The organism is Actinacidiphila bryophytorum (assembly GCF_016916835.1).
GTDB lineage: Bacteria > Actinomycetota > Actinomycetes > Streptomycetales > Streptomycetaceae > Actinacidiphila > Actinacidiphila bryophytorum.
In genome coordinates, this window is record NZ_JAFFIX010000028.1 from 79,637 (window position 1) to 103,747 (window position 24,111).

General features: G+C 72.9%; 23 protein-coding genes. 17 read left to right on the plus strand and 6 right to left on the minus strand.

The window, feature by feature from the left end; genetic code table 11:
* Positions 1-57 precede the first annotated feature (57 nt).
* Both JT723_RS30105 and JT723_RS30110 read right to left on the minus strand, forming a co-directional pair.
* Positions 58-1,047 (minus strand): 4-hydroxy-3-methylbut-2-enyl diphosphate reductase, encoded by a 990-nt coding sequence (locus JT723_RS30105; protein WP_205048006.1) that lies wholly within the window; start codon positions 1,045-1,047, stop codon positions 58-60.
* A gap of 78 nt (positions 1,048-1,125) precedes the next feature.
* Positions 1,126-2,205: a DUF8094 domain-containing protein gene (locus JT723_RS30110; protein WP_205048007.1), complete on the minus strand. Its 1,080-nt coding sequence runs from the start codon at positions 2,203-2,205 to the stop codon at positions 1,126-1,128.
* 112 nt (positions 2,206-2,317) lie between these two features.
* On the opposite strand from JT723_RS30110, the gene xseA reads away from it, so the two are divergent.
* The 3 genes from xseA (at position 2,318) to JT723_RS30125 (ending at position 4,672) form a co-directional block, all read left to right on the plus strand.
* Positions 2,318-3,547, plus strand: coding sequence for an exodeoxyribonuclease VII large subunit (gene xseA, locus JT723_RS30115; RefSeq protein WP_205048008.1), 1,230 nt, complete (start codon positions 2,318-2,320; stop codon positions 3,545-3,547).
* A gap of 28 nt (positions 3,548-3,575) precedes the next feature.
* Positions 3,576-3,839, plus strand: coding sequence for an exodeoxyribonuclease VII small subunit (locus tag JT723_RS30120; RefSeq protein WP_205048009.1), 264 nt, complete (start codon positions 3,576-3,578; stop codon positions 3,837-3,839).
* A 239-nt stretch (positions 3,840-4,078) separates the two neighbouring features.
* Complete coding sequence (locus JT723_RS30125; protein WP_205048010.1) at positions 4,079-4,672, plus strand: malonic semialdehyde reductase; 594 nt, start codon at positions 4,079-4,081, stop codon at positions 4,670-4,672.
* A 67-nt stretch (positions 4,673-4,739) separates the two neighbouring features.
* Here JT723_RS30125 and JT723_RS30130 read toward each other — a convergent pair whose 3' ends face one another.
* Positions 4,740-5,279 carry a DUF4245 domain-containing protein gene (locus JT723_RS30130; RefSeq protein WP_307794082.1) on the minus strand — a complete coding sequence of 180 codons (540 nt, stop codon included), beginning with the start codon at positions 5,277-5,279 and terminating at the stop codon, positions 4,740-4,742.
* 172 nt (positions 5,280-5,451) lie between these two features.
* Here JT723_RS30130 and glpX point away from each other — a divergent pair, with 172 nt between their 5' ends.
* A complete protein-coding gene (glpX, locus tag JT723_RS30135) occupies positions 5,452-6,483 on the plus strand; it encodes a class II fructose-bisphosphatase (protein WP_205048012.1) in 1,032 nt (343 codons plus the stop codon).
* Between the two features lie 100 nt (positions 6,484-6,583).
* Here glpX and JT723_RS30140 read toward each other — a convergent pair whose 3' ends face one another.
* Both JT723_RS30140 and JT723_RS30145 read right to left on the minus strand, forming a co-directional pair.
* A complete protein-coding gene (locus tag JT723_RS30140; protein ID WP_235001883.1) occupies positions 6,584-6,913 on the minus strand; it encodes a WhiB family transcriptional regulator in 330 nt (109 codons plus the stop codon).
* Between the two features lie 179 nt (positions 6,914-7,092).
* Entirely contained in the window at positions 7,093-7,821 is a 729-nt protein-coding gene (locus JT723_RS30145; RefSeq protein ID WP_205048013.1) for a DUF1707 SHOCT-like domain-containing protein, read from the minus strand.
* 212 nt (positions 7,822-8,033) lie between these two features.
* Between JT723_RS30145 and JT723_RS30150 the strand changes: the two genes are divergently transcribed.
* Positions 8,034-9,689 (plus strand): fumarate hydratase, encoded by a 1,656-nt coding sequence (locus tag JT723_RS30150; protein WP_205048014.1) that lies wholly within the window; start codon positions 8,034-8,036, stop codon positions 9,687-9,689.
* A gap of 79 nt (positions 9,690-9,768) precedes the next feature.
* Here the strand turns inward: JT723_RS30150 and JT723_RS30155 are convergent, their stop codons facing one another.
* The gene (locus JT723_RS30155; protein ID WP_205048015.1) at positions 9,769-10,218 is read right to left on the minus strand and encodes a MarR family winged helix-turn-helix transcriptional regulator; all 450 of its coding nucleotides are present in this window, start codon (positions 10,216-10,218) and stop codon (positions 9,769-9,771) included.
* Positions 10,219-10,285: 67 nt separating this feature from the next.
* Here JT723_RS30155 and JT723_RS30160 point away from each other — a divergent pair, with 67 nt between their 5' ends.
* The 12 genes from JT723_RS30160 to JT723_RS30215 all read left to right on the plus strand — a co-directional run bounded on the left by JT723_RS30160 (position 10,286) and on the right by JT723_RS30215 (position 24,098).
* Positions 10,286-11,167 carry a haloalkane dehalogenase gene (locus tag JT723_RS30160; RefSeq protein WP_205048016.1) on the plus strand — a complete coding sequence of 294 codons (882 nt, stop codon included), beginning with the start codon at positions 10,286-10,288 and terminating at the stop codon, positions 11,165-11,167.
* A 4-nt stretch (positions 11,168-11,171) separates the two neighbouring features.
* Positions 11,172-12,155, plus strand: a complete 984-nt coding sequence (locus tag JT723_RS30165; RefSeq protein WP_205048017.1) for a zinc-binding dehydrogenase — start codon at positions 11,172-11,174, stop codon at positions 12,153-12,155.
* A 134-nt stretch (positions 12,156-12,289) separates the two neighbouring features.
* On the plus strand, positions 12,290-13,186 hold the full coding sequence (locus tag JT723_RS30170) for a YhjD/YihY/BrkB family envelope integrity protein (protein WP_205048018.1): 897 nt from the start codon (positions 12,290-12,292) through the stop codon (positions 13,184-13,186).
* Positions 13,187-13,278: 92 nt separating this feature from the next.
* Positions 13,279-14,691 (plus strand): class II fumarate hydratase, encoded by a 1,413-nt coding sequence (locus JT723_RS30175; RefSeq protein WP_205048019.1) that lies wholly within the window; start codon positions 13,279-13,281, stop codon positions 14,689-14,691.
* Positions 14,692-14,714: 23 nt separating this feature from the next.
* Positions 14,715-15,458: a cytidylyl-2-hydroxypropylphosphonate hydrolase gene (gene fomD / locus JT723_RS30180; RefSeq protein ID WP_205048020.1), complete on the plus strand. Its 744-nt coding sequence runs from the start codon at positions 14,715-14,717 to the stop codon at positions 15,456-15,458.
* A 354-nt stretch (positions 15,459-15,812) separates the two neighbouring features.
* Entirely contained in the window at positions 15,813-16,439 is a 627-nt protein-coding gene (locus JT723_RS30185) for a class I SAM-dependent DNA methyltransferase (RefSeq protein WP_205048045.1), read from the plus strand.
* 149 nt (positions 16,440-16,588) lie between these two features.
* Positions 16,589-18,664 (plus strand): ATP-binding SpoIIE family protein phosphatase, encoded by a 2,076-nt coding sequence (locus JT723_RS30190; protein ID WP_251512395.1) that lies wholly within the window; start codon positions 16,589-16,591, stop codon positions 18,662-18,664.
* 398 nt (positions 18,665-19,062) lie between these two features.
* On the plus strand, positions 19,063-20,025 hold the full coding sequence (locus tag JT723_RS30195; RefSeq protein ID WP_205048021.1) for an SPFH domain-containing protein: 963 nt from the start codon (positions 19,063-19,065) through the stop codon (positions 20,023-20,025).
* Between the two features lie 64 nt (positions 20,026-20,089).
* On the plus strand, positions 20,090-20,350 hold the full coding sequence (locus JT723_RS30200) for a type II toxin-antitoxin system antitoxin (RefSeq protein WP_205048046.1): 261 nt from the start codon (positions 20,090-20,092) through the stop codon (positions 20,348-20,350).
* A 78-nt stretch (positions 20,351-20,428) separates the two neighbouring features.
* Positions 20,429-20,953 carry a PadR family transcriptional regulator gene (locus tag JT723_RS30205; RefSeq protein WP_205048022.1) on the plus strand — a complete coding sequence of 175 codons (525 nt, stop codon included), beginning with the start codon at positions 20,429-20,431 and terminating at the stop codon, positions 20,951-20,953.
* A complete protein-coding gene (locus JT723_RS30210; protein ID WP_205048023.1) occupies positions 20,950-21,636 on the plus strand; it encodes an ABC transporter ATP-binding protein in 687 nt (228 codons plus the stop codon). Before JT723_RS30205 ends, JT723_RS30210 begins: the two co-directional genes overlap by 4 nt.
* Entirely contained in the window at positions 21,633-24,098 is a 2,466-nt protein-coding gene (locus JT723_RS30215) for an ABC transporter permease (RefSeq protein WP_240166399.1), read from the plus strand. The genes JT723_RS30210 and JT723_RS30215 overlap by 4 nt, the downstream gene beginning before the upstream one ends.
* The last annotated feature ends 13 nt before the right edge of the window (positions 24,099-24,111 follow it).

A 24,111-nucleotide genomic window follows, 5' to 3' on the forward strand; every position in this document is an offset into this window, starting at 1 on the left:
ACCTCTCGTAGCTCCCCCCATGGGAGGCACGGAAATGCTCCGTGAAAAGACTCCACCCTATGCGGATTCCCCCGCCGCCGCCTCCGCACGCAGATCCCGGCGCAGTTCCTTGGGCAGGGAGAACTGGATGGACTCCTCGGCGGAGGTGACGACCTGCACGTCCGCATACCCCCGTACCGCCAGCCACTCCAGCACCTGGTCGACCAGGATCTCCGGGACCGAGGCACCCGAGGTGACGCCGACCGTGGCGACGCCCTCCAGCCAGGCGTCCTCGCACTCGTCGGCGAAGTCGACCAGGTACGAGGCGCCGGCGCCGGACTGCAGGGCGACCTCGACCAGCCGGATCGCGTTGGAGGAGTTGCGCGAGCCGACGACGATGACCAGGTCGGACTCCGCGGAGATCTGCTTGACGGCGACCTGCCGGTTCTGCGTGGCGTAGCAGATGTCGTCGCTGGGCGGCGAGAGCAGCTGGGGGAAGCGCTCCTTGAGCGCGTCGACCGTCTCCATCGTCTCGTCCACCGACAGCGTGGTCTGGGACAGCCACACGACCTTGGACTCGTCGCGTACGACCAGGTCGGCGACGTCCTTGGGGCCGTCGACCAGATGGGTGCGCTCGGGCGCCTCGCCCATCGTGCCGATGACCTCCTCGTGGCCCTCGTGGCCGATGAGCAGGATGTCGTAGTCGTCCTTGGCGAAGCGGACGGCTTCCTTGTGGACCTTGGTGACCAGCGGGCACGTCGCGTCGATCGACGCGAGCTTGCGCCGGTCGGCCTCCTCGTGGACGACCGGGGCGACGCCGTGCGCGGAGAAGATCACGATCGCGTTCTCCGGGACCTCTGCGGTCTCGTCGACGAAGATCGCGCCCTTCTTCTCCAGCGTCTGCACGACGTACTTGTTGTGCACGATCTGCTTGCGGACGTAGACCGGGGCGCCGTACTGCTCCAGCGCCTTCTCGACGGTGATCACCGCACGGTCCACGCCTGCGCAGTACCCGCGGGGGGCGGCGAGCAGGACACGGCGGCTGGTTTCGGTCGTCATGCGGTCCATCGTACGGTGGCCGCCCGCCGCGCACCGGGGGCGGTCGGGGGTGCGCCGGGGGCGGGCGGGGGCCGGGCGGCGGCGGCGTTACGAGCTCGCGCCGATCAGCTGGACGTCGCCGCCGAGCTGCACGGGCTTGCCGGTGGCGGGCACCGAGACGGCGTTGAGCGAGGCGAAGCGGCTGCGGACGCCGGGCTGGTCGCCGTGCAGGTAGACGGTGGTGTTGCCGCCGGGCACGACGGTGCACTGCTCGGGGCGGGTGGAGAACTCCAGCTTCACGAAGTAGGAGGTCGAGGCGACCAGCGCGCCGCCGTCCGCGGTCCTGACCGCGTACGTCTGCGGGTAGGTGGTGTAGGCGCTGTCCCACTTGGCGCCCGCGTCCTCGAAGTCGGTGCGCAGGCAGGTCTTGTAGCGGCCCCAGTGGTCGTTCCTCGTGGTGTACTCCTTGACCGCGTCCCGCCGGACGGCGGAGTCGGCGAGGACCGCGCCGGCCTTCTTGCCGCCGGAGACCCGAAGGTCGTTGGCGGCGGAGCCGAGGGTGGAGAGCTTGGTGCCGGCGACGGTGGCGTCGGGGGCCACGACGGTGGCCGCGCCGTCCGCGGACGTGGCGACGGCGGGCGCGGCGCCGGTGAAGTCGTCGGCGAGAACCATCTTCCAGTGGCCGCCGGTCTGCTGCTGGAAGACGATCAGCTGGCGCTCGCCCTTGTCGAAGTTGCCGCCGCTGACGGCCGCGTCGACCATGAACCACGAACCGCCGGCCGGGATGTGGAAATGCCGGTCGACGTAGGTGAAGGGCTTGCGGTAGTCGGCCTTGACCTTGGCCGAGTAGGTCGGGAACTGCTTGTACTGCGCCAGGCTCTGCTGGTAGAGCGCGCCGCCCTCGACGGTGCCCAGTTTGGCGCCGTCCTGGGTGACGTTGGCCGCGTTGTTGACCTTCTCGTAGGTGTCCAGGATGGTGCCGGCCTCTGCGGTGCTGACGATGGGTGCCGCGGACTTGCCGCTCTTGCCGGAGGAGCCGGCCTGCCCGGAGGATGAGGCCGAGGAGGCCGAGGCCTTGTCCTTGCCGCCGCCGCCCCCGCTGCCCCCGCCGTCCTTGCCGCCGCAGCCGGCCGCCAGCAGGCTGGTGGCGGCGAGGCCGACGGCTATGGTCACGATGCGCCTGTTCATGGTCGTTCCCCCGGTTGATTTCGTACGGGCGTCATAGCTTGCACGACTGTAGTGTCAACGGCCCGCACTCTTGCCCCCGGGGTGTGTCCCACGTCGCCGGTAGGGTCGGGGAATGGCTCTCAGCACCTCGGCGGACACGCCGATCCCGGTCGGCGAGGTGTCCCGGCTGATCGGCGGATGGATCGACCGGCTCGGCGCGGTGTGGGTCGAGGGGCAGATCACCCAGCTGTCCCGGCGGCCCGGCGCGGGCGTGGTCTTCCTGACACTGCGCGACCCCTCGCACGACATCTCGATCGGCGTCACGTGCTTCCGCGGCGTCTTCGACCAGGTCGCGGACGTGATCGGCGAGGGCGCGCGGGTGGTGCTGCACGCGAAACCCGAGTGGTACGGGCCGCGCGGCAGCCTGTCGCTGCGGGCCGTCGAGATCCGCCCGGTGGGCGTCGGCGAACTGCTCGTGCGGCTGGAGCGGCTGAAGAAGCAGCTGGCGGGCGAGGGCCTCTTCGCGCTGGACCGCAAGCGCCCGCTGCCCTTCCTGCCGCAGCTCGTCGGCCTGGTCACCGGGCGCGCCTCGGCGGCCGAGCGGGATGTGCGGGAGAACGCGCGGCTGCGCTGGCCCGCGGTCCGGTTCGAGGTGCGCAATGTCCCGGTGCAGGGCGCGAACGCGGTGCCGCAGGTCATCGAGGCGGTCAGGGAGCTGGACGCGCACCCGCAGGTCGACGTGATCATCGTGGCGCGCGGCGGCGGCAGCGTCGAGGACCTGCTGCCCTTCTCCGACGAGCAGCTGGTGCGTACGGTCGCGGACTGCCGCACACCGGTCGTCTCGGCGATCGGGCACGAGCCGGACTCGCCGCTGCTCGACCTGGTCGCCGACCTGCGCGCGTCCACGCCCACCGACGCCGCCAAGCGGGTCGTACCCGACGTGCGCGAGGAACTGGCCAAGGTGCAGCTGGTCAGCGACCGGGCGCTGCGGGTGATCCGCGGGCTGCTGGACCGTGAGGAGCGCGGCCTCGAAGCGGCGCTGAGCCGGCCCTCGATGGCGGCGCCGCAGCGGATGGTCGACGAGCGGGAGGCGGAGGTGGCCGACCGGCTCGACCGCGCTCGCCGTTCGCTGCGGCACGCACTGGACAGGGCGGACGCCGACCTGTCGCACACGCTGGCCCGGGTGGTGGCGCTGTCCCCTGCGGCGACGCTGCGCCGCGGCTATGCGGTGCTCCAGCGTGCGGACGGTGCGGCGGTACGCGACCCGGCCGAGGTCGCGGCGGGCGAGGAGCTGCGGGCGCGGGTCGCGGCGGGCGACTTCACGGTACGGGTGTCCGACGGCGATGCGGCCGCGGGCCGGTGATGTCGGCGGTCGCCCCTAGGCTGGCCGTATGGCAGACCAGGACACCACCACCGCCGCACTGGGTTACGAACAGGCCCGCGACGAGCTGATCGACGTCGTGCGCCGGCTGGAGGCGGGCGGCGCCACGCTGGAGGAGTCGCTCGCCCTGTGGGAGCGCGGCGAGGAGCTGGCCAAGGTGTGCCGGCACTGGCTGGAGGGCGCCCGCAGGCGGCTGAACGCGGCGCTTGCGGCGGAGGACGAGGCGGCGGGCGAGGGGGACGGCGGCGAGGACGGGGCCGGACCGGACGCGTAAGCCGACAGCGCGGGCCGGAGACGCTGACCGGAGACGCTGACCGGACGCGCGGACCGGACGCGTAAAAGGGACGGCCAACGAGCCGCCCGGGCGGAAAACCGCAGGTCACACAGCCAGTTCTTGTGACCGGGGTCACAGTTGAATGCGGAATGGTTGAGCCTTCACTCATGTTGGAGCTGGATGTTCCGCAACGCGGGAGACCGCGTACCGCTCGACCCGACTCCCCCCAGAGGTATTCCATGACGCTCGTGCTCGACCCCGCCGCCCAGGACCTCCTCTTCCGCGAGGCCCGCACCGCGAACACCTTCACCGCGGACCCGGTGACCGATGAGCAGGTCCAGGCGATCTACGACCTGGTCAAGTACGCCCCCACCGCCTTCAACCAGCAGCCGCTGCGGGTCGTGCTGGTCCGCTCCACCGAGGGCCGCGAGCGCCTGGTGCGGCACATGGCCGAGGGCAACCAGCCGAAGACCTCGACCGCCCCGCTGGTCGCGATCCTCGCCGCGGACAACGAGTTCCACGAGGAGCTGCCCACCCAGTTCCCGGTCTTCCCGCAGGCCAAGGACGTCTTCTTCGCCGAGCGCCCGGTGCGCGAGAAGTCGGCCGCGCTCAACGCGGCCCTGCAGGTCGGCTACTTCATCATCGGCGTGCGCGCGGCGGGCCTGGCGGCCGGCCCGATGACCGGCTTCGACGCCGACGGCATCAACAAGGAGTTCTTCGCGGACGGCGAGCACTCGGTGCTGGCCGTGGTCAACATCGGCAAGCCCGGCGAGAACGCGTGGTTCCCGCGCAACCCGCGGCTGTCCTACGACGAGGTCGTCACCACCGTCTGACCCCGCACGGTCCGGTCCTCCGGGACCGGATCCCCCGCCGGCCGGGCATCCGCCCGGCCGTTCGGGTTCACTGGCCGCTGCGCTCCCTGAGCGCGGCGGCCATCTGCGTGAGCTGGCTGTCGGGACCCGTGCCGAGCACGATCGTGGTCACGCCCGGCTCCTTGCGCACCAGTGCGGTGTACCGCTTGCCGGTCCAGCGCTCCCAGACCTGCCCGCCGGCGGTGACCGTACGGGTGCCGTCGCGGTGCGCGTTCAGGGTGACCTCGGCGATGAAGGGGTCGGGGTCGCCGTTGCTCTGCTCGATCGCCACGTACTGCTGCTCGGGGTCGACGAAGCCGACGTGCCAGGTGACCTTGTGCGGGTCGACCGCGTTGTACTGCACCGAGGTGGCGCGCCACATGGCGCTCAGCCCCTCGGGACCGGCGACCTTGTAGGGCGCGTCCCGCCTGGCCTGGCCCAGCTCGACCGAGTAGCTGATCGGCTTGACCGGGTCGGCCTTGGAGTCGTGCGGGATGAAGATGTAGATGACGGCGACGACGACGCTGAGCACCATCAAGGACAGGACGAGGTCCTTCACCGTCTTGTTGCCACGCTTGTCTGCTGCCACGCCCCTATCGTCCCCCATGCCCCAGCGTGCCCCGACCGCCGGGTCCCGCCGGCCGCCCGCCGCCCGGCCCCGATGCGCTCATGTGACAAGCACCCTGCTCATATTCGCGGGAAACCGATAAGGTCGCAGCACCCTCATATCCGGCCGTCCTCGTACAGAAAGGTGCGCTGCGATGACCGACCAACACCTGCCCCCCGCCCTCGAAGTGAGCCCGGAAGCCCCTGACCGCAACCTGGCCCTGGAACTCGTCCGGGTCACAGAAGCCGCCGCCATGGCCGCCGGGCGGTGGGTCGGCCGCGGCGACAAGAACGGCGCGGACGGCGCCGCCGTCAAGGCGATGCGGACCCTGGTGCACACCGTGTCGATGAACGGCGTCGTGGTGATCGGCGAAGGCGAGAAGGACGAAGCGCCGATGCTCTTCAACGGCGAGCGGATCGGCGACGGCACAGGACCCGAGTGCGACGTCGCCGTCGACCCGGTCGACGGCACCACGCTCACCGCCAAAGGAATGCCCAACGCGGTCTCGGTGCTCGCGGTCGCCGACCGCGGCACGATGTTCGACCCGTCGGCGGTCTTCTACATGGACAAGCTGGTGGCCGGCCCGGAGGCGGCGGAGTTCGTCGACATCACCGCGCCGCCCTCGGTCAACATCCGCCGGGTGGCCAAGGCCAAGGGCAGCGCCCCCGAGGACGTCACGGTCGTCGTGCTCGACCGGCCGCGGCACGACGCCATCGTGCGGGAGATCAGGGAGACCGGCGCCCGTATCAAGTTCATCGCCGACGGCGACGTGGCCGGCGCGATCATGGCCGTACGCGAAGGGACCGGCGTCGACCTGCTGCTCGGCATCGGCGGTACGCCCGAAGGCATCATCGCGGCCTGCGCGGTGACCTGCCTGGGCGGCACGATCCAGGGCCGGCTGTGGCCCAAGGACGACGAGGAGCGGCAGCGGGCGCTGGACGCCGGGCACGACCTGGACAAGGTCCTGGAGACCAAGGACCTGGTCAGCGGCGACAACGTCTTCTTCGTGGCGACCGGCGTCACCGACGGCGAACTGCTGCGCGGGGTGCGCTACCGGCGCGAGACGGCGACGACGTCGTCCCTGGTGATGCGGTCCAAGTCGGGCACGATCCGGCAGATCGACTCCGAGCACCGGCTGTCCAAGCTGCGCGCCTACAGCGCCATCGACTTCGACCGGGCACGCTGACCCCTGCTCACCTGCTCACGCCGCCGGCCCCGCCGCACCTCCTGCCCTGACCGGACCGCCCCGAGCGCGCACCGGGCGGGCAGGACGTGCGGGGCGGCGGTCAGCCCGCGACGGCTATACCGGCCGCGGGGCGCTGCAGTTCGACCTCGCGGCGGCGCCTGCGGGCCAGCACCACCCGGCGCTCGGCTGCGGTCATACCGCCCCACACGCCGTAGGGCTCCGGCTGCAGCAGCGCGTGCTCGCGGCACTCCAGCATCACCGGGCAGCGGGCGCAGACCCGCTTGGCCGCCTCCTCGCGGGCCAGCCGGGCCGCGGTGGGCTCCTTCGACGGTGCGAAGAACAGCCCCGCCTCGTCACTGCGGCATGCCGCCTCCGAGTGCCAGGGCCCGCCCAAGTCGCGTGGATGACCTGGTGGAGTGGCGGGATCCATGACGGGCTCGATCGGTTGAAGCACGGGAAACTCCTGACGACGGCTCGTGGTATGCCACGCTGGCCCGCGCCGACTGCTCCCCGTGCGCAGCGTGCGGCGGCGGCAGCGCGGCGGCGTGTCCCGTTCCCCTACCCGCTGTACGCGACTTCATGCGCACCGTGTTCGTGCGCCGGAGGGAGTTACTTCCTGGTCCAGTCCTTGATCTTCTTGCCCCGCTTGGCCTTTGCCTCGACGCCGCCCCAGAAGGCGACCCCGTCGACGCGGACGACGGGTGCGCCGGGGTCGGGCGACTCGTAGGCCTTGATGTCGGAGCCGCCCATGATGCCGATGACGCCGCCGCCGCGCAGCGTCACGTTCTCCGGGAGCCGGATGCTGACGCCGCCCATCACGGCGGTGCAGTGGATGACCAGTTCGGGGGCGGTGAAGGTGGCCTCCGACAGGTCGATCTCGACACCGCCCATGATGGCCACGGCGGTGATCTTGTGGCCGACGCGCCAGCGGCCCTTGCGTTCGGCGCCGCCGAGGATGCCGACCAGGTTGGGGTTCTCGCCGCTGCCGTCGCCCGCATAGGGGCGGGCGGCAGGTGCGGGCGCCGCGGTCGCGGCCCGCCCGACCGGCAGGTCGCGCACCAGCGGCTCCAACTCGCCCAGCGTCTTTGCCGCGTAGACCCGGTCGAGCCGCTCGGAGTGCTCGGCCGAGTCGAGCCGGCCCTCGGCCAGCGCCTCGCGCAGGATGTCGGCGATCCGGTCCCGGTCGGCGTCCGACGCCCGCAGGTCAGCCTCGGCGGCGGGTGCGGTCGCGGCGGGTGCCGCAGGTGCGGCCGGCGTGGCCGCGACGGCCGTCTCCGCCGGGCGCTGCGCGGGCTCTACGGGCTGCTGCGCGGGCTTCTGGAGCTGCGATTCATCCACCGTTCCACCGTACACAGACGCGATAGATCGCGACTACCCCGAGAACGGCCGGAGCCGACCCGCAGTCGACCCCTAGGGGTTGGGCCTCCGCCGGTGGCCGGAAGCCAGGGTCGCCGTAGCGGTGAGCCCTACCTCACAGCACGGGCGGCGGCGCCGCGCTCGTATGCTGGACGGGCTTCAGCGACGACGCAGCCGAGTGAGGAATGCCCCTTATGCCCGAGTTCGAATATACGGATCTGCTCCCTCTCGGCGAGGACACCACCGCGTACCGCCTCGTCACCTCGGAAGGGGTGAGCACCTTCGAGGCGGAGGGCCGCACCTTCCTGACCGTCGAACCCGAGGCGCTGCGCCGGCTCGCCGCCGAGGCGATGCACGACATCTCGCACTACCTGCGCCCCACCCACCTCGCCCAGCTGCGCCGCATCCTGGACGACCCGCAGGCCAGCCCCAACGACCGCTTCGTGGCGCTGGACCTGCTCAAGAACGCCAACATCGCCGCGGCCGGCGTGCTGCCGATGTGCCAGGACACCGGCACCGCCATCGTCATGGGCAAGCGCGGCCAGCAGGTGCTGACCTCCGGCGGCGACGAGGAGGCGCTCTCGCGCGGCATCTACGACGCCTACACCAAGCTCAACCTGCGCTACTCGCAGATGGCGCCGCTGACGATGTGGGACGAGAAGAACACCGGCTCCAACCTGCCCGCGCAGATCGAGCTGTACGCGACCGACGGCGGCGCGTACAAGTTCCTCTTCATGGCCAAGGGCGGCGGCAGCGCCAACAAGTCCTTCCTCTACCAGGAGACCAAGGCCGTACTGAACGAGGCCTCGATGATGAAGTTCCTCGAGGAGAAGATCCGTTCGCTGGGTACGGCCGCCTGCCCGCCGTACCACCTGGCGATCGTGGTCGGCGGCACCAGCGCCGAGTTCGCCCTCAAGACCGCGAAGTACGCCTCCGCGCACTACCTGGACGAGCTGCCCGCCGAGGGTTCGCCTGCCGGGCACGGCTTCCGGGACAAGGAGCTGGAGCAGAAGGTCTTCGAGCTGACCCAGACCATCGGCATCGGGGCGCAGTTCGGCGGCAAGTACTTCTGCCACGACGTCCGGGTGGTCCGGCTGCCGCGGCACGGCGCGTCCTGCCCGGTGGCGATCGCGGTGTCCTGCTCGGCCGACCGGCAGGCGCTGGCGAAGATCACCGCGGAGGGCGTCTTCCTGGAGCAGCTGGAGACCGACCCGGCGCGCTTCCTGCCCGAGACCACCGACGAGCACCTGGACGAGGACGTCGTCCGTATCGACCTCAACCGCCCGATGGACGAGATCCGGGCGGAGCTGACCCGCTACCCGGTCAAGACCCGGCTGTCGCTGTCGGGTCCGCTGGTCGTCGCGCGCGACATCGCGCACGCCAAGATCAAGGAGCGCCTCGACGCGGGCGAGGAGATGCCGCAGTACCTGCGCGACCACGCCGTCTACTACGCGGGCCCGGCCAAGACCCCCGAGGGGTACGCCTCCGGCTCCTTCGGGCCGACCACGGCGGGCCGGATGGACGCCTACGTCGAGCAGTTCCAGGCGGCCGGCGGCTCCCTGGTGATGCTCGCCAAGGGCAACAGGTCGCGCCAGGTCACCGACGCGTGCGCCGCCCACGGCGGCTTCTACCTCGGCTCGATCGGCGGCCCCGCCGCCCGGCTGGCCCAGGACTGCATCAAGAAGGTCGACGTCCTGGAGTACGCGGAGCTGGGCATGGAAGCGGTGTGGCGCATCGAGGTCGAGGACTTCCCGGCCTTCGTCGTCGTGGACGACAAGGGCAACGACTTCTTCACCGACCCCTCCCCCGCCCCCACCTTCACCTCGATCCCCCTCCGCCCGGGCGCCTGACCCGGCTGCCCGCCTTTGCCCGGGCGCCTGACGCGGCTGCCCGCACCCTCTGAGGCCCCCCGCCACACGGCGGGGGGCCTCACGCGTCGGTGCCCGGCGGCGGCGCGAGCAGCCGCTGCAGGGTGGCGCGCAGCGCCTCGACCTCGGTCTCGCCGGCCAGTTCTGCCCAGCGCCGCTCGACCTGGCGCCCCGCGGTGACGCCGACCGGGCGCAGCGCGGCGCCACGCTCGGTCAGGAAGACCAGCCGGGCGCGGCGGTCGCGCGGGTCGGGGCGGCGCTCGACGTACCCGGCACGCTCCAGCTCCTCGACGGACTGGGCCATGCTCTGCTTGCGCACCCGGGCGAGCCTGGCCAGCTCGGTGACCTGGATGCCCTCCTCGGGGACGAAGGGGAACACGTTGGCGTGCGCCGGGCGCAGGTCGCCGAAACCGGCCGCGCGCAGGGCCGCGTCGACCTCGTCCGTCCAGTACTGGGTGGCCAGCCGCAGCAGCAGTCCCAGCAGCGGCGGGGCACCGGCGGACTCCGACATAGTCAGGCACCTGCCTATCGGGTAGATTGGTCAGTCACCTGTCCATTCTAGGGAAACGGAGATCCCCATGCCCGCCGTCGATGTCCTCGACTCGTCCATGGCCTACCGCGAGGCCGGAACCGGCGCCCCGTTCGTCTTCCTGCACGGCAACCCCACCTCCTCCCACCTGTGGCGCAACGTGCTGCCCGGCGTCGCAGAACGGGCGCGCTGCCTGGCCCCCGACCTGATCGGGATGGGCGACTCGGGCAAGCCGGACAGCGGCTACCGCTTCACCGACCACGCCCGCTACCTCGACGCCTGGTTCGACGCCCTCGACCTGCACGACGTGGTCCTGGTCGGCCACGACTGGGGCGGCGCCCTCGCCTTCGACTGGGCCGCCCGGCACCCCGGCAGGACCCGCGGGGTCGCCTTCCTGGAGACGATCATGCGGCCCATGAGCTGGAGCGAGTTCCCCGCGAGCGCCCAGCAGATCTTCCGCGCCTTCCGCACCCCGGGCGCGGGCGAGCAGCTCGTGCTCGAGGAGAACGTCTTCATCGAGCAGGCGCTGCCCGCAGGCGTGGCCGGCGGCCTCTCCGACGCCGACCTGGCCGCCTACCGCAGGCCCTACCCCACCCCCGAGAGCCGCCGCCCGCTCCTTGAGTGGCCGCGCGCGATGCCGCTCGACGGCGAACCCGCCGACGTCGTCGCCCGCATCGAGGAGTACGGCCGCTGGCTGGCGGCCACCCCCGAGGTGCCCAAGCTGCTGCTGGCCTTCGACCCGGGACCCGGCATCATGATCGCCGGCCCGGTCCTGGAGTGGTGCCGCACCGCCGTCGCGGCCCTGGAGGTCGCCGAGTGCGGCCCGGCCGGCCACCACGCCCCCGAGGACCAGCCCGACCGCATCGCCGCGGCCCTCGCCTCCTGGGCCGACCGGCACGGCCTGCGGACGCCCACCGCAGCGGGGCGGTGACCCGGTGCTTGCGATCAGACAACACACCTTCGGCGGACCCGAGGTCCTCGTACCCGAGGAGGTGCCGGAGCCGGAGCCGGGCGCGGGCCAGGTCCGCATCCGGGTCGCGGCAGCCGGCGTGCAGCTGCTGGACGCGGTGCTGCGCGCGGGCGGCTCCCCCGGGCGCCCGATGCCGCCGCCGGCCCTGCCGGTGACGCCGGGCCGCGAGGTGGCGGGCACGGTCGACGCGGTCGGGCACGGCGTCGACCCCGCCCTGCTCGGCCTGCGGGTCGTGGCCGACCTCGGCACCGCGGGCGGCGGTTACGCACAGGCCGCGCTCGCCGATGCCGCCGCCCTGCACCGGCTGCCGGCCGGGCTCGACGCGGACCAGGCGGTGGCCATGGTCGGCACCGGCCGTACGGCGATGGCCGTCATGGAGCTGGCGGCTCCGACCCCCGGTGACCTTGCCGTGGTGACCTCCGCCGCGGGCGGTGTCGGCACCCTGCTGGTCCAGGTGCTGCGCAATGCGGGCGCCGAGGTCGTCGGGCTGGCCCGCGGCGCCGACAAGCTCGACCTGGTCCGCTCGCTGGGCGCCACCGCGGTGGACTACGCGGAGCCGCAGTGGCCGGCCGCCGTCAGCACCGCAGTGGGCGGCCGGCCCGTCACCCTGGCGGTGGACGGCGTCGGCGGCGCGGTCGGGCGCGACACCATGGAGCTGCTGGGCGTCGGCGGCCGGCTGGTGATGTTCGGCTCCGCCTCGGGCACACTGACCGAGCTGTCGGCGGGCGACGTCTACGTACGCGGCATCACCGTCTGCGCTGCGGTCGGCGCGCGCATCCTGCAACGGCCCGGCGGCCTGCGCCCGCTGGAGGAGCGCGCGCTGCGGGCCGCCGCCCACGGGCAGCTCACCCCGGTCGTCGGGCTGCGCTTCGCCCTCAAGGACGCCGCTGCCGCCCACCGGGCGCTGCTGGCACGCGCGACCACCGGAAAAACGGTGCTGCACCCGTGAAGCCGCCCGCGGCGGGCGGGGGCGCCGCGGGGGGCGGGCAATGTGGGGCGTAACGCCTGTACAGAGGGGGCGAGTTGCGCGGAGGGGAGGTGGGCCGGTATCCACAGCGGAGACGCTGGGGAGGGTGGTGCGCCATGGCCGGTGTGGTCAGCGCATGGAAGCGGTCCGCGGCCGGGCGGCTGTGGAAGCAGGCCACGCACATCGAACTGATGCACCGTTCGATGGGTTTCGCGGCACTCGGGTTCGTGACCCTGATGCCGCTGCTCGTCGTGGTCGCCGCGGCCACGCCGTGGGAGCACAGGCCCGGGTTCGCCCAGTGGGTCGTGGACGGCATGGGCCTCGACGTGGACGGCTCGCACCGGGTGCGTACGCTCTTCGCGGCGCCCAGGAACGTGCTGAGCGCCACCAGCGCCTGGAGCCTGGCCTCGCTCGCCTACTTCGGGCTGACCTTCGTCGCCAGCGTCGAGACCGGCTACCGCAAGATCTGGGACCTGCCCTCGGGGCCGTGGCACCGGGACTACCGGCGGGCGGTGTGGCTCGCGGTGATGACGGCGTATCTGTTCGCCGAGTCGCAGAGCGCAGCGGCCATGGGCAGCGGCCCGGTCCGCGGCGTCCTGCGGGTCGCCCTGACCTTCGGGCTCGGCGTGGCCTTCTTCGCCTGGGGCCAGAACTTCCTGCTCTACGGGGCCGTACGGGTGCGCACCGCGCTGCCGGGCGCGGTCTTCACGATGCTGGGCCTGGCCGGGCTGCGGGTCTTCTCGCACCTGTTCTTCGCCCGGCTGATGGTCAGCAACGGCGACGCCTACGGCCCGGTCGGCACCGTGCTGACGGTGGTGACCTGGCTGGTCGGCGTCGGCTTCGTGGTCTTCGGCGGCGCGCTGCTCGGCCGGCACCTGCGCGACGTGCGCATCCTGCGGCGCGGCGCCGAGATCCCGCGCCCGCGCCGCCAGGAGGGCTGGTACGAGGAGCCCGAGGAGGCGACCCCCGGGGTGCGCTGGCGCTCCGACGGCGCCGGCGGCGCGATCGACTGACCTGCCGCTCCCGCAACGCCGGACGCGCAGGTGCCGCCTGTCCCGCGCCACCGCCCGGGAACACCGCGGTGTTCCCGGGCACTGTTATAGGTATGAGTGACAGCGACGCGACCACGGACGGCGGCGGCTACCGCACGGAGCACGACTCGATGGGCGAGGTCAGGGTGCCCGCGGCGGCGAAGTGGCGGGCGCAGACGCAGCGGGCCGTGCAGAACTTCCCGATCTCGGGCCGCCCGCTGGAGCGGGCGCACATCGAGGCGCTGGCCCGTGTCAAGGCGGCGGCGGCCCGGGTCAACGGGCAGCTCGGCGTCCTGGACAAGGACGTGGCCGAGGCCGTCGCGGAGGCGGCCGAGGAGGTCGCCGCGGGCCGCTGGGACGAGCACTTCCCGGTGGACGTCTTCCAGACCGGCTCGGGCACCTCGTCCAACATGAACGCCAACGAGGTGATCGCGACGCTGGCGAGCGAGCGGCTGGGCCGACCGGTCCACCCCAACGACGACGTCAACGCCAGCCAGTCGTCCAACGACGTCTTCCCCTCTTCGCTGCACATCGCGGCGACCGCCGCCGTCACCCGCGACCTGATCCCCGCGCTCACCCGGCTGGCGCAGTCCCTTGAGGCCAAAGCGGCGGAGTTCGCGTCGGTGGTCAAGGCGGGCCGCACCCATCTGATGGACGCCACGCCCGTGACGCTGGGCCAGGAGTTCGGCGGTTACGCGGCGCAGGTGCGGTACGGGATCGAGCGGCTCGAAGCGTCGCTGCCCCGGCTCGCCGAACTGCCGCTGGGCGGTACGGCCGTCGGCACCGGGATCAACACACCCGCGGGCTTCCCCGCCGCGGTGATCGCCGAGGTGGCGCGGGCGACCGGGCTGCCGCTGACCGAGGCGCGCGACCACTTCGAGGCGCAGGGTGCGCGGGACGGCGTCGTGGAGACCTCGGGCCAGCTGCGGACGATCGCGGTCGGGCTGACGAAGATCGCCAACGACCTGCGCTGGATGGCGTCGGGGCCGCGGACCGGACTGGCCGAGATCACGCTGCCCGACCTGCAGCCGGGCTCCTCGATCATGCCGGGCAAGGTCAACCCGGTGGTCCCGGAGGCGGTGCTGATGGTCGCGGCCCAGGTGATCGGCAACGACACGACCGTCACGGTGGCGGGCGCGGCCGGCAACTTCGAGCTGAACGTGATGCTGCCGGTGATCGCCCGCAATGTGCTGGAGTCGGTGCGGCTGCTGGCCAATGTCAGCCGGCTGCTCGCGGACCGCACGGTCGACGGGATCACCGCGAACGAGCAGCGGGCACGGGAGTACGCCGAGTCCTCGCCGTCCGTGGTCACCCCGCTGAACAGGTACATCGGCTACGAGGAGGCCGCGAAGGTCGCCAAGCGGGCGCTGGCGGAGCACAAGACGATCCGGCAGGCGGTGATCGACGGCGGTTACGTGGAGCGCGGGCTGCTGTCCGAAAAGCAGCTGGACGACGCACTCGACGTGTTGCGTATGACCCGCTCGTAACGTGTGATCCGTAAGCTCTGTTCATGACAGCCCATACCGAGACGGGGACCGCGACCCCGGCAGGAGAACCGCAGGGGCGCTTCTGGACGCCCGGCGACCAGGTGCTGTGGCGCTACCGGGGCAACGGTACGGACGCGGTGCACATCGCCCGCCCGGTGACCGTGGTCCGCGACGACGCCGATCTGCTCGCGGTGTGGATGGCGCCGAACACCCCCGTGGTGCGCCCGGTGATCGCGGACGGCACGCCGGTGCACCGCGAGCCGCTGGCGACCCGCTACGTCAGGCCGCGGGCCACCCGGGTGGAGAAGTGGTGGGGTGCGGGCGTGCTGAAACTCGCCCGTCCGGGTGAGCCGTGGTCGGTGTGGCTGTTCTGGGACCAGGAATGGCGGTTCCGCAGCTGGTACGTGAACCTGGAGGAACCCCTGCGCCGCTGGTCGGCGGGGGTCGACTCGGAGGACCACTTCCTCGACATCTCCGTCCACCAGGACCGCAGCTGGCGCTGGCTGGACGAGGACGAGTTCGCGCAGGCGCAGGCCGACGGCCTGATGACCGCGGCCCTGGCCGCCCGGGTGCGGCAGGCGGGGTGGCGGGCGGTCCGGGTGATCGAGGCCTGGGGTCCGCCCTTCAGCGACCACTGGCAGGACTGGCGGCCCGACCCGCGGTGGCCGGTGCCCGCGCTGCCGGCCGACTGGGACCGCCCGGCGGACGGCCCAGGTCACGCGGCAGGTGACCGTTTCGGGGTCCGGCCCGCGAGACGATCCGCCTGAACCCCTTGTTGCGCCCCTGACCGTCAACCGTAGGATCGGTCCCCGGAGCATCGCACAAACGCCGGGTAAGGCCTAGAGTTTGACGCCCTGTCACCGGCAGGCCCGCCGGGACGCGGGGCGCCGGTGCCGCCGGCACGGACCCGCTGTGGGCCGGCACCAGCCCGTGGCGGAGCACGACGACCACCACGACCGAGACGACCGGCACGACCGTCACGACAGAAGAACCAGTCAGGGAGGCCCTGAGCAGTGGGAACCGGCGGCGACGAGCGCGAGGGCACGACGCGGAGCACGCAGGGCGGCCAGGACCTGCCGGTGAACGACCTGCCGGTGGACGACCGGCCCTGGGGCGGCCGGATGGAGCAGGCCGAGGCGTTCGACGCGATCGGCGACCGGTACGACGAGGCCTTCCCGCACAAGGAGGGCCAGGTCGCCGCGGCCGAATGGCTCGCCGGCGCGGTGCCGCCCGGCTCCAGGGTGCTCGACCTGGGCTGCGGCACGGGCCTGCCGACGGCACGGCAGCTGGTGGACGCCGGGCTGCAGGTGGTCGGCGTCGACCTGTCGGGCGGCATGCTCGCCAGGGCGGCCGCCCACGTGCCCGAGGCCCAGTTCCTGCAGGCGGACATCGCCGACCTGCCCGCCGGCGAACCGCTGCTGCCCGGCAGCTTCTCCGGGGTCGCGGCCTTCTTCTCGCTGCTGATGCTGCGCCGCTCGGAGATCCCCGACACCCTGCGGGCGGTGCACGGCCTGCTGGAGCCCGGCGGGCTGCTGGCGCTGTCGATGGTCGAGGCCGATGTGGACGATGTGCCGATTCCGTTCCTCGGCAACACGATCCGGGTATCGGGATACCTACGGGACGAACTGCGACAGGTCGTCACGGATGCGGGCTTCGAGGTGATCGAGGAGGATGCGTACGCGTACGCGCCCGCCACTTCGGACGTGCCGCCGGAGCTGCAGGTCTTCCTCCGCTGCCGACGCGGGTGATCCGCGGCGCGCATCCGGGACGTACGGGCCGTCGCACCTTCGGCCCCAGGCACGAACGCAGGTAGGAACGCACGCAGGACGGCAGACACCGACAAGGCCCGAGACCGCCGCGGCCAGCGCGTGGCGCACACACGGATGGAAAGACTCGCGTGACCACCGACCCGCCCCGACCACCCAGGCACCCCGCCCCGCCTGCGCCGGACCCGCGTGGTGGGTACAGCCTGCCGGAAAAGCCGGCGGACGACGCGGCCCCGCCGCTCGGCGCCCCCGCACGCCCCGCGCCGCCGCAGGCCGCGGGGCGCCGCGACCACGACCGGCCGGAGCCGGACGAGGGCGCATCGGGCCAGGACCAGGGCGCGGGGCTGCCGCGCCACGACCAGCGCCCCGGTGAGGAGTCGCTGACGGCCTTCGTCAGCACCCCGCCGCGCGGCACCCCCATCGAGGCGGCCGGGCACCCGGCGGACGAGGAGTCGGCGGGGATGCGTATCCCGATGCCGGCGCAGACCGGTCCCGAGGCCGACCGGCTCCGCTACGTCGGCGCGGCCACCCGGCGGATCGCGCGCGGTGTCGACCTCGACGAGATCCTGCTCGGCCTGTGCCGCTCCGCGGTGCCCGCCTTCGCCGACGCGATCCTGGTCTACCTGCGCGACCCGCTGCCCGTCGGCGACGAGCGCCCCTCGGGTCCGCTGCGGCTGCGGCTGCGCCGCTCCGACGGCGGCCTCGAAGGCCCCACCGAGGCCGACGACGACGCGCCCGTCGGCGCGACCCCGCTGCTGCCCGCGCTGCTGCCGACGATGGAGCCCTCCTACGGCGGCAGCAGCGACTCCATCGGAGTGCTGCTCGACGGGCCGCTCGCCGAGGTGCTGCGCGGGGTGCGCCCGGTCTTCGCCGACTCGGTACGCTCCGCCGACGCCCTCGCCGAGCTGCTGGGCCGCCCCGACGACCCGGTGGGCCTGCCGACCGGCCGCCGGGCGCTGCTCGCCCCGCTGCGCGGCCGCCGCCGGGTGATCGGCGCCGCGGTGCTGCTGCGGCGGGCCGGCCGCGCGCCCTTCGAGTCCGACGACCTGCTGGTCGCGGCCCAGCTGGCCACCCACACCGCGCTCGGTGTGGACAAGGCGGTCCTCTACGGGCGCGAGGCCTACATCGCCGACGCGCTTCAGCGCGAGATGCTGCCCGACTCGCTGCCGCAGCCCACCGGCGTCCAGCTGGCCAGCCGCTACCTGCCCGCCGCGGAGTCCGCGCGGGTCGGCGGCGACTGGTACGACGCGATCCCGCTGCCCGGCAGCCGGGTCGCGCTCGTCGTCGGCGACGTCATGGGCCACTCCATGACCTCGGCGGCGATCATGGGCCAGCTGCGCACCACCGTGCAGACCCTGGCCGGCCTCGACCTGGCGCCGCAGGAGGTCCTCTACCACCTCGACGAGCAGGCCCAGCGGCTCGGCCAGGACCGCATGGCCACCTGCGTCTACGCCGTCTACGACCCGATCGCGCACCGCCTGGTGGTGGCCAACGCGGGCCACCCGCCGCCGGTGCTGCTGCACGCCGACGGCCTCGCCGAAGTGCTGCGCGTCCCGCCGGGCGCCCCCATCGGCGTCGGCGGTGTGCCCTTCGAGGCGGTCGAGCTGCCCGCGCCCGCGGGGGCCACGCTGCTGCTCTACACCGACGGCCTGGTCGAGTCCCGCAGCCGCGACGTGTGGGGCGGCATCGAGCTGCTGCGCGAGCGGCTGCACGACGCGGCGTCGGTGGTCTCACCGCCGCCGCTCGAACCGCTGTGCGACGAGGTCCTGGAGATCCTCGGCCCCGGCGACCGCGACGACGACATCGCGCTGCTCGCCGCCCGCTTCGACGGCATCGCGCCCAGCGACGTCGCCTACTGGTTCCTGGAGCCGCAGGCACAGACCCCCGGCCGCGCCCGCCGCCTGGTCCGCCAGGCGCTGCGCCGCTGGGACCTGGAGGACCAGCTGGAGGCGGCCGAGCTGCTCGTCAGCGAGATCGTCACCAACGCGGTGCGGTACGCGGAGCGTCCGATCACGCTCCGGCTGCTGCGCACCGACGTCCTGCGCTGCGAGGTCGGCGACGACGCGCCGCTCCTTCCCCGGATGCGCCATGCCGCGCCCGAGGAGGAGGGCGGTCGCGGCCTGTACCTCGTCAACCGCATGGCCCAGCGGTGGGGCGCCACCCGCTTGGGCGCGGGCAAGGTCGTCTGGTTCGAGCTCCCCCTCTGACGGAGGTCCCTCTGCGCGAGGGGTACGCCTCCTCTTCGGCTGGGCCGAGCACATAGGGGCGCGGGGAACTGCGTGCCCAGGCCCCACCGGGCGCGCGGGTCGTCAACGACCCGAAGGGGCTTTTCCTGTCGGAGACGGACCACCGGCCGGTGGGGGCTGAGCGCGCAGTTCCCCGCGCCCCTGAAAGACCGGCGCGCCCGGAAGCGCAAACCCACCGCGCGCTGAGGGCGGGAGGGTGTGAACGTAGGAACGTGGCGTGGCCGTGAGGACACGCGAGACCGCAGCCCCGAGGCACGTGCTGACAGCCCCGTGCCCCGGGGCTGCATCGTGTGGGCGTGATGGCGACAATGTGATATCACTATGATAGACCGACCACCCAGGAAGCAGGGGGAAACGCCATGTCCCAGCCCACCGCACAGAACCAGCCCAGAAGCACGGGTGATCCCGCGATACCCGCGATGCCCGCACCCCGCGTGCAGGAGCGGCGGGCGGTGGGGATGCCGGGGCTGCCCTTCCTGCTGATCGCCCTGCTCGTGGTGCTGGGCGGCGCCGCCCTGATCGCGGTGGGCGGGGTGCACGCCAAGGACCACCCCGGCGCGCTGGCGACGACGCTGATCGCACTGGGGGTCGTGATCGTGGTGGGCGCGCTGCTCACCCTGTTCGGACTCACCCAGGTCGCCCCCGGCCAGGCGCGGGTGTGCCAGCTGTTCGGGCGCTACCAGGGCACCATCAGGCAGGACGGCCTGCGCTGGGTGAACCCGCTGACCAGCCGCCGCAAGATCTCCACCCGGCTGCGCAACCACGAGACCGCGGTGCTGAAGGTCAACGACGCCTACGGGAACCCGATCGAACTGGCCGCGGTCGTGGTGTGGCAGGTCGCCGACACCGCCCAGGCGGTCTTCGAGGTGGACAACTACGCCAACTTCGTCGGCATCCAGACCGACACCGCCGTGCGGCACATCGCGACCAACTACCCGTACGACGCGCACGACGACCGGACCCTGTCGCTGCGCGGCAATTCCGAGGACATCACCGAGCGGCTGTCCGCGGAGATCGCCGCCCGCGTCGAGTCGGCGGGCGTGCGGATCATCGAGTCCCGCTTCACCCATCTCGCCTACGCGCCCGAGATCGCCTCTGCGATGCTCCAGCGGCAGCAGGCGGGGGCCATCGTGGCCGCGCGGCAGACCATCGTGGACGGCGCCGTCGGGATGGTGGAGTCCGCACTGTCCCGGATCGCCGAGCAGGACATCGTGGACCTGGACGAGGAGCGCAAGGCCAGCATGGTGAGCAACCTGCTGGTGGTGCTGTGCGGCGACCGCGCCGCGCAGCCGGTGCTCAACACCGGGACCCTCTACCAGTGACGGAGCGCCCGACGTGACGGAGCCCGGCCGGCCGGAACAGGCCGACCCCGCAGGCGGTGCCGGCCTGGCAGAGCAGGCCGGCGCCGCGCCCGCCCCCCGCGCCCGGAAGCAAGTGCTGCTGCGGCTCGACCCCGCCGTCCACGACGCGCTCGCGGCCTGGGCGGCGGGCGAACTGCGCAGCACCAACGCGCAGATCGAGTTCCTGCTGCGGCGGGCGCTGGCCGACGCGGGCCGGCTGCCGTCGGCGGCCCGCCCGATCCCGCGCCGCGGCCGGCCGCCGAAGGCCGAGCCGCCCGTACCCCAGGAGCCGGAAAGCCCGGCCTGACCTGCGGATATACTCCGGCCGTCCATTATTCACCATGGGTATACACATGATGTATACCCATGGTGTAGTGTGCTCGGCATGTCAATCGGCCACACCCTGCTGGGACTTCTGGAGTCCGGGCCGCGCCACGGTTACGACCTCAAGCGCGCTTTCGACGAACGTTTCGGACACGACCGGCCGCTCGCGTACGGCCAGGTCTACTCGACGATGGCCAGACTGCTGAAGAACGGCCTGGTCGAGGTCGACGGGATAGAGCCCGGCGGCGGACCCGAGCGCAAGCGGTACGCCATCACCGACGCCGGGGTCACCGACGTCGAACAGTGGCTCGCGCAGCCGGAGAAGCCCGAGCCGTATCTGCAGACGACCCTCTACGCCAAGGTCGTCCTCGCCCTGCTGACCGGCCGCCCCGCCGCCGACCTGCTGGACACCCAGCGCGCGGAGCACCTGCGGCTGATGCGGGAGCTGACCCGGCGCAAGTCCGGCGGCGACCTCACCGACCAGCTGATCTGCGACCACGCCCTCTTCCACCTCGAAGCCGACCTGCGCTGGCTGGAACTGACCGCAGCCCGGCTCGACCAGCTCGCCGCGGAGGTGACCAGGTGACCGCCGCGGAACCGCTGCTCGTCGCGACCGACCTGCGCAAGACGTACGGCCGCACGCCCGCGCTGGACGGCGCGGAGCTGACCGTGCGGGCCGGCGAGGTGGTCGCCGTGATGGGGCCGTCCGGCTCCGGCAAGTCGACCCTGCTGCACTGCCTGGCCGGCATCGTCACGCCCGACTCGGGCGAGGTCCGCTACCGCGGGCGGCAGCTGTCGGCGATGTCCGACGGCGAGCGCAGCGCCCTGCGCCGTACGGACTTCGGCTTCGTCTTCCAGTTCGGCCAGCTGGTGCCCGAGCTGACCTGCCTGGAGAACGTGGCCATGCCCATGCGGCTCGCCGGCCGCAGGCGCAAGGACGCCGAGGCGCTGGCCGCGACCTGGCTCGACCGCCTGGAGGTCGCCGACATCGCAGGGCAGCGGCCCGGCGAGGTCTCCGGCGGGCAGGGCCAGCGGGTCGCGGTGGCGCGCGCCCTGGTGGGCGACCCGCGGGTGGTGTTCGCCGACGAGCCGACGGGCGCGCTGGACTCGCTGAACGGCGAGCGGGTGATGCGGCTGCTGACCGAGGCCGCGCACGACACCGGCGCCGCCGTCGTCCTCGTCACCCACGAGCCGCGGGTGGCCGCGTACTCGGACCGGGAGATCGTCGTGCGGGACGGGAAGTCGCGCGACATGGAGCGGGTGTCATGACCTCCCCCTCCTCGCCCTCCTCGCCCTCCTCGGGGCACGAGCCCTTCGCGGGCTTCGACGCCGCCGCCCGCGGGCGGGCCGCACCCGAGCCGCCCGCCGACCTGCGCACCTGGCTGCGCGACCTGGCGATGGGCGCGCGCTTCGCGGCCGGCGGCGGACGCGAGGGCTGGCTGCGTACGGTGCTGACCGCGGTCGGTGTCGCGCTCGGCGTCTGCCTGCTGCTGCTGGCCGCCGCGGTGCCGGGCATGATGGACAACCGGGACCACCGGCGGGTGGCCCGCGACATCGTGTCCGTCGGCGACCACATCGAACCGGCCCCCGACACCTTCCTGCTGGCCGACGCCGACACCACCTTCCGCGGCGAGGCGATCAGCGGGGTCCTGCTGCACCCCGAGGGTCCTGCCGCGACACCCCCGCCCGGCGTCACGGCGATACCGCGCACCGGCACGATGGTGGTCTCCCCCGCCCTGAAGAAGCTGCTGGCGTCCTCGCCGCTGCTGCGCGAGCGCATCCCGTACGAGATCACCGGCACCATCGGCAAGGCCGGCCTGACCGGACCCGCCGACCTCTACTACTACGCCGGCAGCGACAAGCTCGTCGCCTACGGCGGCCCCCAGCAGCACGGCAACGCCGACCGGGCGCGGCGGTTCGGCGCGCACAGCAACAGCGAGATCCGCGGGCCGGTCTTCGACCTGCTGCTGGTGACGGTCCTGGTGGTGCTGCTGCTGCCGGTCGCGGTCTTCATCGGGACCGCGGTACGGCTCGGCGGCGAGCGCAGGGACCGGCGGCTGGCCGCGCTGCGGCTGGTCGGCGCCGACATCCGCACGACCCGGCGGATCGCGGCGGGCGAGGCGCTCTTCGGGGCGCTGCTCGGGGTTCTGCTCGGCGGGGTGTTCTTCCTGGCCGCCCGGCAGTTCGCGGGACACGTCACCATACGGGACATCTCCGCCTTCCCCTCCGACCTGGCGCCGGACACCGCGCTGACCGTGCTCATCGCGGTCGCGGTGCCGGTGGCCGCGGTCGCCGTGACGATGCTGAGCCTGCGCCGTACGGTCATCGAACCGCTCGGCGTCTTCCGCCTGGGGGTGGGGCGGCGGCGCAGGCTGTGGTGGCGGCTGCTGATCCCCGCCGGCGGACTCGCCCTGCTCGTACCGCTGTTCGGCACGGTCAAGGGCAGTGCGTCGATCAACGAGTACCAGGTCGCCGCCGGCGTGGTCCTGCTGCTGATCGGGGTGACCGCGGTGCTGCCGTGGCTGGTCGAGGCGGCCGTGGCGCGGCTGCGCGGCGGACCCGTCGCCTGGCAGCTCGCCACCCGCAGGCTCCAGCTCAACAGCGGCGCCTCGGCCCGGCTGGTCAGCGGGGTCACGGTGGCCGTCGCCGGCGCCATCGGGCTGCAGATGCTGTTCGCCTCCGTCGACCACGACTTCGTCTTCGACACCGGCGCCGACCTCTCACGCGCCCAGCTGGTGGTGTCCACCAACGGGACCACGAGCGACCAGACCGCACGCGACCTGCGGCAGCTCGCCGCGACCAAGGGCGTCGCCACCGCTTCCGGCTACCTGCGCTCCCAGGCCACCCGGCCGGACGCGGCCACCTTCACCGGTGACATCGCCGACCGGGTCTACCTGCCGGTGATCGTCGGCGACTGCAAGGGCCTGCGGGAGCTGGCCGCGATCGGCGCCGACTGCAGGCCGGGCAGCACCTTCCTGGTGCCGCCGTCCTCCGACGACGCCGTCGGCGGGACGTCGGCCTTCCTCAGGGCGGGCCACCGGATCGACCTCAACACCGCGTGGGACGACCACTACGTCGGCACCCCCAGGCTGTGGACGATCCCGGCCGGCACCCCGACGGTGGGCTCCCGGCGCGACCCGACCGGCTACCGGCAGTGGGGGGTGTTCGCCACCCCCGAGGCCATCGACGGCAGCCGGCTGTTCGAGCCCAGCTCGCAGATCATGATCGGCCTGGACCACCGGCAGCCCGACGCCGTCGAGTACGTGCGCAACACCGCGGCGTCCTTCGGCGTCGACACCTACGTCATGACCATCAGCGGCACCTCGACCAAGGCGAGCTACACGCAGCTGCGCCGCGGGCTGTACGCGGGTGCCACGCTGACCATGGTGCTGATCGGGGCGAGCCTGTTGGTGACGATCCTGGAGCAGCTGCGGGACCGCAAGAAGCTGCTGGCGGTGCTGGTCGCCTTCGGCACCAGGCGCAGCGCGCTGGCGTGGTCGGTGCTGTGGCAGACCGCGGTCCCGATCGTGCTCGGCCTCGCCCTGGCCTGCGCCGGCGGCGTCGGCCTGGGCGCGGCGCTCATCGCCATGGTGGGCCGCGCCTTCCAGATGGACTGGTCCAGCGTGGCCCTGATGTCCGCGATCGCCGCGGGCGTCGTCCTGGCGGTGACCCTGCTGAGTCTTCCGCCTCTGTGGCGCCTCATGCGCCCGGACGGCCTCCAGACCGAGTAATGCGCCCCCGGGC